Genomic DNA, 11,916 nt, shown 5'->3' with positions numbered 1-11,916 from the left:
TTAGGTTCGTAAGGCGGCACGACGGTCGAGGCTCATCTTTGAATGAACATGCTGCGACTCCCCGATGGCGCCGAACCAGGAAAGTGACTGTGTATGGCTAACCAGGTAGTGACGGATGCGCAGATCGCCGAGATGACGGCGGCCGAGCGGCGGGAACTCATTAATCGCCTCAAGCGACCCCGCGATGATTTCGCAACTCACTTCGATCCGCGCCTCATCGAGGGTTTACGCCAGGCCCGCGTCGGAGTGATGGCTGCCGGCGCGGTCGGATTGATTCCCTGGATTGTCTATCTGGCTTTGACGCTCCCGTCGGATTACGTCGCCCAGAACTGGCCAGTCACGTGGGTGGGCTTTGACTTCCTGCTCATTGCCTTCATGGCCATGACGGCGGTCTTCGGGTGGCTGCGTCGGCAACTCGTCTTACTGACGGCATTCACGACGGCGATCCTGCTCGTGTGTGACGCCTGGTTCGACATCATGACGGCGTCACCCGGCGACCAATGGATCTCGATCCTCAGCGCCGTGCTCGCCGAGTTGCCGCTTGCCGCATTCATGATCGTGCGAACGCTGCGCATTATGCGCGTAATGGCCACCCAACTCTGGCTTATCGAGCCGGGGATGCCGTTATGGCGGTTACCGCTGTTGCCCTGAGCGTGAACCTCAACACATCATGTTGACGGTGTTTACATCCAACCCTAAGCTCATGTAAGCAACGTAAACATCATCGATCCGAAGGCTTCCGATGTCCTCAGCACTGTTCAATTCACTCGTACTCGGCAACGGAGCCGTCCTGCCGAACCGGCTGGCCAAGGCGGCCATGGAGGAGAACATGGCAGGGCCGGGTCAACTCCCCGACGACCAGATCCGGCGGCTCTACCAACGCTGGAGCGCCGGGGGAGTCGGTCTCATCATCACCGGAAACGTCATGGTCCACGCCGAAGCTCTGACCGGCCCCGCCGGAATCGTGCTCGACGCGCACTCACCGCTCGAACCGTTCCAGCAATGGGCGGACGCAGCGCACAGCGGCGGGGCGAAGATCTGGATGCAGATCAACCACCCCGGCCGCCAGATTCGGGCCGAGATGCCCGGCGTCGCATGGGGACCTTCAGCCATCCGGGTCGACATTGGCAAGCAGACGAAGCGCATTGCCGAACCGGTCGCGATGACCGCCGAGCAGATCGAGGCAACGGTTGCTAGGTTCGCCGAAACCGCACGCCGAGCCGAGGCTGCCGGGTTCGATGGCGTCGAGATTCACGCCGCTCACGGATACCTGCTGTCGCAGTTCCTGTCTCCACTGGCAAACCACCGCACGGACCAATGGGGAGGTTCGCTCGAGAACCGTGCCCGGCTGCTGCTTGACGTCGTGCGTGCCGTTCGGGCCACGGTACGTCCGGAATTCACCGTAGCGGTGAAGTTGAATTCGGCGGACTTCCAGCGCGGAGGTTTCGACGCGAACGACGCGCGCACCGTGATCGCCATGCTCGCACCGCTCGGTGTTGATCTGGTCGAACTGTCGGGAGGCAGCTACGAGAGCCCCGCGATGTCCGGGCGATCCGCCGACGGTCGAACGCTCGCTCGCGAAGCGTACTTCCTCGAGCTGGCATCTGAACTCGCCGACAACAGCCCACTCCCACTGATGCTGACCGGTGGAATCGTTCGTCGGCCGGTTGCTGAAGACGTTCTTGGTAGCGGCGTCGACCTCGTCGGCATGGGCACAGCTCTGGCCGTCGATCCAGACCTGCCGAACAGGTGGCGAGAGAGCGACGAGGCTGTGGTCCGACTGGCCCCGGTCAAGATCGAGGACAAAGCCCTCGCGTCGGCCGCCGGCATGGCACGCGTTCGCCAACAATTGCGCAGGCTCGGCCGGGGACGCTCACCACGGCCAGGCATCAACCCGAAGTTCGCACTCGCGAAGGAAACCGTGCTGCAGCGACGAGCGCTGAGCCGCTATCGGACATGGCTGGAACGCCGCGATGTCAGGTCCTGAACAACGCTTCGCGGGAGGTAGCTCGACATGACTAAGGAATGGGAAGCAGTTGGGAAGGCCACCTATGTGGCTTTCACCAGTTACCGAAAAGATGGAACACCCGTGGCGACGCCTGTGTGGATAGCGCCCTCGGACGGCAAGCTCTATTTCCTCTCCGAGACCGACGCCTACAAGGTCAAGCGACTGCGACGGAACGCGCAGGTCACCCTGCAGGCGTGCGACATTCGTGGGCGGGTCGTCGAGGGTGCGCCGATAGTGCCGGCGACCGCGAGGCCACTGGACCCAGCCGAGACTCCCCGCGTCCGGAAGATACTCAACCGCAAGTATCGGATACTCGGGCCCATCGCAGCACTCGGCGGCAAGTTAACAGCGGCTCCAGGCAGCCGGACCCCCATCGAAATATCGCCCCCGACGACTACCTGAGCAGGACGACGATGGCGTGGCAAAGCCGTCGGTGATCGACCGACTCATCCGACTGAACTGCGCGCTGCCTTCGCCTCCCATCCGGTCGTAATCGGCCATTGGTACGTGGCACTTTCTGACTCCGAGCCGGTACGGAAACAGGCTGAGGCTTACGTTCGAGACCAGACCGCCAATCGTGACACTAAACGGCCGTACTTGGGAAACTTCACCGGCGACCGCGACGCTCTAGCGCACTTCAGCGACTGGCGGGGTATACCGGTCAGGCGTTCGAAGAACCCCGAAGGCTTCCGAAGGGACGTTATCGGCGAGTTAAGTGTCCTAAAGTGTCCCCGAAAGGTGGTTAAAACGTCCCTCGGTGTCCCGGCAGAGTGATCTTGGCTCAAGAAGCTCAGAGCCACTCACTGAAAGGGCATCACCGTGGCACTCACGCGCGATCAACGCTTCCCCGTCTCCTTCGGCGAAGCCTTCCCCCTGGGACTCGTTCTCGTCGGCGACATCGGACCCGACACCGAATTCCAACCGGACCGCACCAAGCCGGCACATCAGCGCGTTGACGAGATCACGGGCCTTCGCATCTGGAAGGCGGCCGTTATGGACCCCTCAGAAACCAAAGCCAAGCGCGCCTCGTTCGAGATGTTCTTCCTCGCCGAGGTCCAGCCGGTTCCGGCCGCGGCAGAGTTGATGCCAGGTATCCGTCCCATCGAACTGGAAGGTCTGACCGCTCAGCCGAAGGTAATGGGGCAGGGCGAGTTCAAGTACCAGGGATTCGTGTTCCGCGCCTCTGGCGTCAAGCAGACCGCTAGCTCGAAGCCAGCCACCGCGAAGGCGGCGGCGTGATTACCGCTCCCCGCATCGGCAGCCGCGCCGAGCGGCTTTCTCACCCGAATGCCGAGGCCGTCGCTGTTGCGGCTGCTGAGCAGCACAAGGTGTGCGTGCGTCCGGTGATCATGCACGTCAAAGACTCAGCCAGCGGTGCCGTCTCCTACGTCGGCACCCCGTGCGGAAACACGATCGAATCGGTCTGTCCGACCTGCGCCCGTAAGTCGAAATCGCTGCGGATGACGCAGTGCCGCGAGGGATGGCACGCCGAAACGGAGCCGCTCGTCGAATCGCGAAAGCCGTCGGACGAGGAGAAGGACCTCGCAACCAAACGGGCCGATCTCGTCGAGGAGTACCGCCAGGCGCTCGACAAGGAAGCGCGAGCAGTGATCCGTGACCAGATCACCGAGGTCGACACCCGGCTGCGAGCCCTCGGTGTCCGCGGCAAGCTTCCCGATCCCGACGGTCCGGCCAAGCGAGCGAAGTACCGGTCGACAAAGCGACGTCAGGACTCACCGAACCTGCCACGCAAGAAAGTCTCGAAAACGACGGTTGGGCGTGAGTTCGCGGGCCGATTCCGGCCGTCGATGTTCATCACCCTTACGTGCGATAGCTACGGCCGGGTTCGTGATGACGGGAGTCCGGTCGATCCGAGTAGCTACGACTACCGCCGCGCGGCTCGCGATGCCGTCCACTTCGCGGCCCTGGTCGATCGCTGGTGGCAGAACCTGCGGCGAGTTCTCGGTTGGAACGCCCAGTACTTCGCCACCGTCGAACCGCAAAGGCGCGCGGCACCGCACCTGCATGCCGCCGTGCGCGGGTCCGTTCCGCATGAGGTGCTCCGCCAGGTCACCGAGGCGACGTATCACCAAGTGTGGTGGCCAGCCCACGACGAACAGGTCTACAGCTCGGCCAACCCGCCGCGATGGGACCACGAAGCATTGGCCTTCGTCGACCCGGAGTCTCGACTGCCTCTGACTGAGTGGGACACCGCTGTCGACGGGTTGTCACAGCCGGCGCACGTTGTTCGGTTCGGTCGTCAGGTTCATTCGAAAGGCATCCTCGGGGGCACTGAGGAGTCCAATCGGCACATCGGGTATCTCACGAAGTACTTGATGAAATCGACGTCCGAACTCGTCGACACCGATGGCGAGCGCCAACGTGTCCACCACAACAAGCTCCATGCCGAACTCGCCAAGACGCCGTGCTCTCCACGCTGTGCCGTCTGGCTGCTCTACGGCATCCAGCCGCTCGGTTCGACCTCGAGCATGATCCCGGGCCAGTGCCGCGGCCGAGCCCACCGCCGCTCAACGCTCGGGCTGCCGGGCCGTCGCGTCCTCGTCTCCCGTCAGTGGTCCGGAAAGACCTTGACGGACCACAACATTGATCGGGTTGAATTCGTCCGACAGGCGCTCGCCGAGATCGGGATTGAGAAGCCACAACTCGACCAGTCCCAGTTCACGTGGCGTATCGCCAAACCGAGCGACCCTCGCGTGCCAAGCCGGTCGGTGGTTCTCATGGCAGAGATCGCCAAGCGCACGCGGTGGCGAGCCGAGTACGACAGAGCGCTGCTCGCTTGGGGCGGACCGCCCTCAAATGTTTCGGCAACTGCGGCGTAGGAGTCAGGATGCGGAGAAGTGAAACTGCTAGGGCACAGACGGAACGGCCGGCGTTCGCCGGGATCAACACCCAACCAGTCGGGATTCCAAGGCTCTACACTCCCGCCGCCCTGGTCGACATGGGCATCGCCCCGTCAGAGCAAGCGCTTGCCCAGATGCGCCATCGAGGCATTGGACCGGCTTTCTTGAAGCTGTCGAACTCTCGGAGCGGGCGGATCGTCTACGAGGAGTCCGCTGTTCTGGATTACCTGGCTTCGTGCCGGAGGCAACGGACTGGTTAGGGCCGGCGACGCGAACAACGAGCGAGAGGACAAGCAGTGGCAACGATTGAGGCGTACGAGACGAGCGCGGGCAAGCGGTACATGGTGCGGTTTCGCACGCCCGGGGGTGCGCAGTCGAAGAAAAGAGGCTTTCGCACCAAACGGGACGCCACGGAGTTCGCCAGCACGGTCGAGGTCGCCATGCGGCGCGGCGAGTACGTCGCTCCGTCCGCGGGCCGGACAAACTTCGGGGGGCTTGCGGAGGCGTGGTTCAAGACCAAGGTGAACTTGGCCGCGAGTACTCGGAGCCGATATCGGCAGGCTTTGGACTGCTATGTGCTCCCAACATTCGCGGACAAGGAGATTGGGCAGATAACCCCGGAGGCCGTGCGGCTGTGGGTTGCCGACCTGGACTCCAAGGTGGCCGGCCACACGGTGCGCAAGGCGGTGACGATCCTGAGGCAAATCTTGGACGTGGCGGTCGAGGACAAGCTCCTGGTGAGCAATCCGGCCGTTCTCAAGAAGGCGAGCCTGCCGAAGGTGACGGAGAAGCCACGTCGTTTCCTGACCGCGCCGCAGCTGCACCGGCTTGCCGACGGCGCCGAGGGGGAGCGCCGACTACTGATCCTGCTGCTGGGCTATTCGGGGCTTCGCTTCGGTGAGGCTGCCGCGCTCCGCGTCGAGGACGTCAATGTGCTGCGAGGGCGTCTGAACGTCCACGCCAGCGTGACTGAGGCCGCGGGTGTCCTGGTCTGGTCCAACACTAAGAGCGGCAAGGGGCGAGAGGTTCCGCTGGTTCCCGATCTCATGGCCCTGCTGGCGAAGCACATCGAGGGCAAGGCGCCGAAGGATCTCGTCTTCCCGGATCGCAACGGAGGACCGCTGCGGAGTCGCAATGTCGCCCAACGCTGGTGGGTCAAGGCTGTTGCGCAGGCAGCCGATGCCGGTGTGCCCGGAGACCTCGTGTTGCACGAGCTGAGGCACACGGCGGCATCGTTGGCCATCAGCGCGGGCGCACGCATCAAGACCATCCAGCGGATGCTCGGACACCAGGACGCGAGCCTCACGCTGAACCGTTACGGACACTTGATGGAGGACGAGCTCGATGAAGTTTCGGCAAAGCTGTCGGGCACATGGACGGACGGTTGTGCCCAAAATGTGCCCACGACCCTTCGTCTCGTGCAGTGAAGCAGGCCAGAAATGACCTCTGACCTGCTTCTTTGCTGGTGCCCCCGAAACGATTCGAACGTTCGACCTACCCTTTAGGAGAGGGTTGCTCTATCCCCTGAGCTACGGGGGCGGGCGGGGTAAGTCTAGCCGCCCGTGGGAACACCCTGTGTCTACCGCTCCGTCACGACTCCACGTACGACAGCACCGACATCATTCCGGATTCGCCGTGATAGACGTTGTGGCAGTGCGTCACCCATTGACCCGGGTTGTTCGCGTCGAAATCGACGGTGAGGGTCTGCTTCGGGAGCACGATCGCGGTGTCCTTGCGTGCGCCCGGCTTGCCGTTGTTGACCACCTGGAAGGTGTGCCCATGCAGGTGCATCGGGTGGAACATCGTGGTGTCGTTCTTGTAGTTGAGTCGCACGCGCTGACCCGGCTTGAAGTCGAGGGCACCTTCGAGTGGCTTGGCGTGGTCGAACGCGATCCCGTTGATCGTCCACTCGTAGTTCGAACCGGGTCCGCCCAGGACGAGGTCGTGGGTCACGTCGGGTGACTTGGAAGCGAGACGGACTGATTCGGCGGCAACGAAATCCGACAGGCGCAACGGCGTTGACTTCTCGACCGCCTGCGCCATTGCCAGGTCCTCTTGGGGACCCTGAGCGCCTTCCGGGAGCAATATGACCTGGGCATACAGGCTTCGACCCTCGCCGACTCCGATCACGCGGGTCAGGCCTCGCACAGTGACGACTGCGTCGATTCGCTCACCCTGACCGAGCAGCACGGCGTCGCCCTCGACGGGTTGGACCGCGAACCCATCGGTGTGGGTGACGTTCAACTTCTGGCCCGGGACACCAACGCGGAACGCGGTATCGGCAGCTGCGTTGATGATGCGAAGCCGAACGCGCTGACCTTCGCGACAGGTAACCACGACAGGTGCGGTCGGGAACCGACCGTTCGCGAGCATGCCCTGGTAGCTGGTGACATCCGCGGCGTCGCCATCGAGAACGTCGGACTGCGGCATGACCATCGAGCCGTGGTCCATTCCCGGCATGTCCATGCCGCCCATGCCGTTCTTCTTCAAGCCCGCGAGCGTCGCGTCGGGGTCGCCCTTGAGCCAGTCGTCGAAGATGACGATGGTGTCGATGTCGTAGTCGGCCTTCTCGGTGGGGTCATCGACGATGAGCGGCGCGTAGAGCCCGCGTTCGAGCTGGGTTCCCAAGTGCGGGTGGAACCAGTGCGTGCCGGAGTCGGGGACGGCGAACTCGTAGGTGAAGCTCGAACCCGGCTTGATGGGGTCCTGCGTCAGACCCGGCACACCGTCCATGTCGTTGCGGAGCCCGATGCCGTGCCAGTGGATGGCGGTGTCCGCGGGGAGATCGTTCTGGATTGTCGCCCGGATGACGTCGCCCTTCTTGACGCGGATCAATGGTCCGGGCAGACCGCCGTTGTACGTCCAGGTGTTGATGACGCCGCCCCCGAGGTCGACGTCGGTCGCGGCAGCGCGCAGCTTTACTTCCGCAACGGCGGCGTTGGCGGCACGGCGCTTGCTTTCGTAGTCCGCAACGATCTGCGAGTTCGATCCGATCCGGGGGCCCGACGGCGTGTCCTTCGAGCAGCCGGGGAGCAGCCCGGTCACCACCGCAGCGGCACTCAAACCCAGAAAATGACGCCGGTCCACACATACCCCTTAGCCGTGACAACCCTGCCAGGCTAACGCCGGGGCCGCGATCCGGCGACCGGAAACAATCCGAGCTAGGAGTTATTCGCCTGCTGCATCGCCAGGAGCGCATAGACGCACGGCGCGAAGATCGCGGCCAGGTCCACCGCATGATCGCGGTCGTTCTCGGGCGGAAGAAGCACGTAACTGAAGGTCACTCGCACGACCGCAGAGGCGAGGACGTCGGCCTGCTGAGCCGTCGCGCCAGCCCAACTGTTCTGATACGAGAGGCTCAGCCGTTCCTTCGCCTGGCCGAGCCATTCGGTGCTCGAATCGGTGATCGACGGGATCAGGTCGGGGTTGCGCTCGGGGTGCAGCAGCACCTTGACCACCGGATCGCTGTCGAACGACTGGAAGAACGACCGGAATCCGTCGACGAAGGCATTGAATGGATCGCCGGGGTGATCGGTGATCGCCTTCTCGACGCCGTCTGCAATCACTTCGCTCATGAAGCGCAGGACGTACGCCATCGCCAGTCCGCTGCGCGACTTGAATTGCGCATAGACGGTCTGCCGGCTGACACCGGCGAGCTTGGCGACATCGGTCAGCGTGATGCGGGTCCATTCCCGCTCGGCGACGAGTTGGCCGAGCGCGTCCAGAATCGTGTTCCGCATCAACGTCTTCGCGGCGTCTTGGTAGCGAGGCGAGTCTGGGGTCGTCATTTGTCCTGATCATTTCCGGTCATCGTGCGTTACTGAGGGTAACGCCAACGGCCCCTATTCGAGATCAAGCGCCGCAGCTAGAGTCGAGCCGTGACGTCCAAGGTTGAACGTAAGAACATCCTGATCACCGGTGCGAGCTCCGGTCTCGGCGAAGGAATGGCCAGGCTATTCGCGGCGAAGGGACGTAATCTCGCGATCTGCGCGCGCCGCACCGACCGTCTCGAGACGCTCGCCGAGGAACTTCGGGCCAAGTACCCGGGCATTAAAGTTGCGGTTCGCGCCCTGGACGTCAACGACTACGACGCCGTTTTCCGGGTCTTCAAGGAGTTCGACGAAGAACTCGGTGGCATCGACCGAGTCATCGCGAACGCCGGAATGGGTAAGGGCGCACCCCTCGGCACCGGCAAGTTCAAAGCGAATCTTCAAACCGCCCAGACCAACTTCCTGGGACTGCTCGCTCAGTGCGAGGCCGCGATGGAGATCTTCCTCGCACGCAAGAACGGGCACCTCGTGGTCATTTCGTCGATCAGCGCCGTTCGCGGTTTCGCGGGTCCGATGACGGTGTACGCCGCGACCAAGGCGGCCGCGCGATCGCTCGCCGAGGGCATCCGCCTGCAGAACTACAACAAGCCGATCTCGGTCACGACGTTGATGCCCGGCTACATCGAATCGGAGATGACCGGTAAAGCCGACTCGACGAAGTTCATGGTGTCCGCCGAGGAGGGGTGCAAGGCCCTCGTCGACGCGATCGAGAAGGAACCCGACGAGGCGATCGTCCCGGCGTGGCCGTGGGTTCCGATGACCAAGGCCATGGCGGTAGCCCCCATTTCGGTGCTGAAGAAGATGATGTAAATGGAAATCGGACTCCTCATCAACTACGCCGGCGGCTTCAAAGAACTCGCTGCTGAAGTCGTCGACATGGAGGCCGCCGGGCTCGACCTCGCGGTCGTGGCCGAGGCGTATTCGTATGACGCGGTCAGCCAGCTCGGCTACCTGGCCGCGAAAACCGAGCGCCTCAAGTTGATGTCCGGAATCCTGCAGCTCTACACGCGGACGCCCACGCTGACCGCGATGACCGCGGCTGGCCTCGACTATGTGTCCGATGGCCGGTACATCCTCGGTCTCGGTGCCTCCGGACCGCAGGTCATCGAGGGATTCCACGGCGTGAAGTACGACGCTCCGCTCGGCCGGACGCGCGAAGTCGTGGAGATCTGCCGCAAGGTGTGGAAGCGCGAGCGTATGGAGTACGAGGGCAAGTACTACACGCTGCCGCTTCCGGCCGACCAGGGAACTGGCCTTGGCAAACCGCTCAAGATCATAAACCAGCCAGTGCGCGACAACATTCCGATCGTCCTGGCGGCAGTCGGGCACAAGAACGTCGAGCTCACGGCCGAGATCGCCGACGGTTGGCAGCCGATCCACTTCTATCCCGAGAAGGCCAAAGCAGTCTGGGGGGAGTCGCTCGAAGCGGGTCTGGCCAAGCGTGATCCGGCGTTGGGGCCACTGCAGATTCTCACCTCGGCGGCGCTCGCGATCGGTGACGGAACTGAGCATCTGCGAGAGGCGATCAAGCACTACATCGCGTTGTACGTCGGCGGCATGGGTGCGCGCGGCAAGAACTTCTACAACACGATGGCCTGCCGGTACGGCTACGAGGACGAAGCCAAGCTCATCCAGGATCTCTACCTCGACGGCAAGAAAATGGAAGCCGCCGCGGCCGTACCCGATGAACTCGCTCGCGACACCAACCTCGTCGGTCCGGAAGGGTTCATCCGCGAGCGAATCGCGGCCTACCGGGAAGCGGGCGTCACGACGATCCTCGTCACCCCGATCGGTGCCACGAAGGAAGAGCGCGTGGCACATATCGCGAAGCTGCGGTCGATCGTCGACGAGTGATCACTTTGACCGATTTGGTGTCAAAGTTATAGGTATGGGTAACAACTCAGCGGCCGAGCGTCTGGTGTCCGAACTCGCGGGCGAGGGCTTGCTCATTCCCGGTGGGGAAGAACGCGCGATCGCTGTCGTGCAGCGGGCGATGGCGACCAGCAAGGCCCCGACGGCGGAATCAGGACTACCAAAGCTCACCGAGGTCGTCGCTTATCTCGGTGGGGCGCTCGTCTTGGCGGCTGGGTTTCTCTTCACGATGGAAGCCTGGAACGACCTGGGCAAAGTCGGTCACGTCGCGTTCCTGAGTGCGATCGCGATCGTGCTCGGACTCGCCGGCTTCGGGGCGCTGCGCAGCCGGCTCGCGGAGCAGACGCGCCGGCGGTTGTCGGGAACCCTGCTGACGGCCGCGGCGGTGACCATCGGTGTCACGGTCGGCGTCGCGATCGAGGATTTCGGGGGTGTGCACACCGGAGGCGTCTACTGGCCGGCGTTCTGGGGCGCGCTCGTCGACGTCGTCATCTGCGTGCTCGCGTACCGGTTCAGTTCGACCGCGGTCGGGCTCCTGGGCATGTTGGGTGGAGCGCTCGTCGCGGCCGTCGACCTCGCCGGGGGACTCGCGCCGTCGCGCTACGAAGCGCTCGTGATCGGCCTCGCGTTCTTCGGGGTCGGGCTCGTGTGGCTGATTCTGACCGAGTTCCGGTTCTTCGAAGACATCACGATCGCCCGGGCGCTCGGTGTCACGGCGACGCTGATCGGAGCGCAGATCGCGTCGTTCACCGATGCGTCTTCGTGGGTCGGTTACCTGCTGACAATCCTCGTCGCAGGCGCCGCAGTGTGGCTGTACCTCAAGAAGATCGACTGGCCGTACGTGGCGGTCGCCGTCATCGCGGTGACGCTCGTCGTCCCCGAGATGGTGAGCGATTGGACCGAGGATTCACTCGGTGCCGTCGGCGGAGTCCTCGTCGCCGGAGTGACGCTGTTGATCGCATCGTTCGCGGGATATCGACTGCACCAGAGCGCGACCGACTGAGGTGCGTGCTCGAATTGTCGTCTCACAGCCGAGGCAACCGATATACGCGGGCGGGCTCAAGTGATCGCTGCAACACCTGTCTCTTTTGAGAGGTGCTGTAGCTGTGTGTGCGCAGTTGAAGCGTCGCCGTGGACGTCCGCGTGGCGGGAGTTTGCCGAGCGAGGTGCGTGAAGCGTTCTGGCGGGCGGTCGGTGCGGGCAAGACGCCCTCGCAGGCCGCAGTCGAGGCGGGCGTCAGCGAATCGACCGGGTTGAAGTGGGCCAAGGAGGCTGGCTACCAGTCCGCATGGGCACGGACGGCATCACCCGAGGTTCACGCACTGTTCTGGCGTCATGTGTTCAG

General features: G+C 63.6%; 11 protein-coding genes, 1 tRNA gene and 1 pseudogene. 10 read left to right on the top strand and 3 right to left on the bottom strand.

Translation table 11 applies throughout. From position 1 onward, the window contains the following. Nucleotides 1–93: 93 nt before the first annotated feature. From F600_RS0108540 to F600_RS0108510, 6 genes are all read left to right on the top strand, one after another. The gene (locus tag F600_RS0108540) at nucleotides 94–651 is read left to right on the top strand and encodes a hypothetical protein (RefSeq protein WP_018160187.1); all 558 of its coding nucleotides are present in this window, start codon (nucleotides 94–96) and stop codon (nucleotides 649–651) included. A gap of 91 nt (nucleotides 652–742) precedes the next feature. After that, entirely contained in the window at nucleotides 743–1,987 is a 1,245-nt protein-coding gene (locus F600_RS0108535; RefSeq protein WP_018160186.1) for an NADH:flavin oxidoreductase/NADH oxidase family protein, read from the top strand. Between the two features lie 27 nt (nucleotides 1,988–2,014). Then, nucleotides 2,015–2,410 carry a PPOX class F420-dependent oxidoreductase gene (locus tag F600_RS0108530; protein WP_026306311.1) on the top strand — a complete coding sequence of 132 codons (396 nt, stop codon included), beginning with the start codon at nucleotides 2,015–2,017 and terminating at the stop codon, nucleotides 2,408–2,410. Between the two features lie 417 nt (nucleotides 2,411–2,827). Beyond that, a complete protein-coding gene (locus F600_RS0108525) occupies nucleotides 2,828–3,247 on the top strand; it encodes a hypothetical protein (protein ID WP_018160184.1) in 420 nt (139 codons plus the stop codon). After that, nucleotides 3,244–4,848 carry a replication initiator gene (locus F600_RS0108520; RefSeq protein WP_018160183.1) on the top strand — a complete coding sequence of 535 codons (1,605 nt, stop codon included), beginning with the start codon at nucleotides 3,244–3,246 and terminating at the stop codon, nucleotides 4,846–4,848. Before F600_RS0108525 ends, F600_RS0108520 begins: the two co-directional genes overlap by 4 nt. Before the next feature lie 317 nt (nucleotides 4,849–5,165). After that, nucleotides 5,166–6,296, top strand: a complete 1,131-nt coding sequence (locus tag F600_RS0108510) for a tyrosine-type recombinase/integrase (RefSeq protein ID WP_018160181.1) — start codon at nucleotides 5,166–5,168, stop codon at nucleotides 6,294–6,296. Nucleotides 6,297–6,332: 36 nt separating this feature from the next. On the opposite strand, the gene F600_RS0108505 is transcribed toward F600_RS0108510, so the two are convergent. From F600_RS0108505 to F600_RS27515, 3 genes are all read right to left on the bottom strand, one after another. Further along, a tRNA-Arg gene (locus F600_RS0108505) sits at nucleotides 6,333–6,408 on the bottom strand. A 51-nt stretch (nucleotides 6,409–6,459) separates the two neighbouring features. Next, entirely contained in the window at nucleotides 6,460–7,956 is a 1,497-nt protein-coding gene (locus F600_RS0108500; protein ID WP_026306310.1) for a multicopper oxidase family protein, read from the bottom strand. Nucleotides 7,957–8,030: 74 nt separating this feature from the next. Continuing rightward, nucleotides 8,031–8,657, bottom strand: a complete 627-nt coding sequence (locus tag F600_RS27515) for a TetR/AcrR family transcriptional regulator (RefSeq protein WP_018160179.1) — start codon at nucleotides 8,655–8,657, stop codon at nucleotides 8,031–8,033. A gap of 90 nt (nucleotides 8,658–8,747) precedes the next feature. On the opposite strand from F600_RS27515, the gene F600_RS0108490 reads away from it, so the two are divergent. The 4 genes and pseudogenes from F600_RS0108490 to F600_RS27510 form a co-directional block, all read left to right on the top strand. Then, nucleotides 8,748–9,509 carry an SDR family oxidoreductase gene (locus F600_RS0108490; protein WP_018160178.1) on the top strand — a complete coding sequence of 254 codons (762 nt, stop codon included), beginning with the start codon at nucleotides 8,748–8,750 and terminating at the stop codon, nucleotides 9,507–9,509. Continuing rightward, a complete protein-coding gene (locus F600_RS0108485; protein WP_018160177.1) occupies nucleotides 9,510–10,553 on the top strand; it encodes an LLM class F420-dependent oxidoreductase in 1,044 nt (347 codons plus the stop codon). Between the two features lie 34 nt (nucleotides 10,554–10,587). After that, entirely contained in the window at nucleotides 10,588–11,574 is a 987-nt protein-coding gene (locus F600_RS0108480) for a DUF2157 domain-containing protein (RefSeq protein ID WP_018160176.1), read from the top strand. 103 nt (nucleotides 11,575–11,677) lie between these two features. Continuing rightward, nucleotides 11,678–11,916: pseudogene (locus tag F600_RS27510) on the top strand (hypothetical protein); the annotation flags it as partial.

It is taken from the genome of Smaragdicoccus niigatensis DSM 44881 = NBRC 103563 (assembly GCF_000380645.1).
GTDB classification, from domain to species: domain Bacteria; phylum Actinomycetota; class Actinomycetes; order Mycobacteriales; family Mycobacteriaceae; genus Smaragdicoccus; species Smaragdicoccus niigatensis.
Note: the sequence above shows the minus strand (reverse complement) of the source record. Positions and strands in the feature narration are given on the sequence as shown.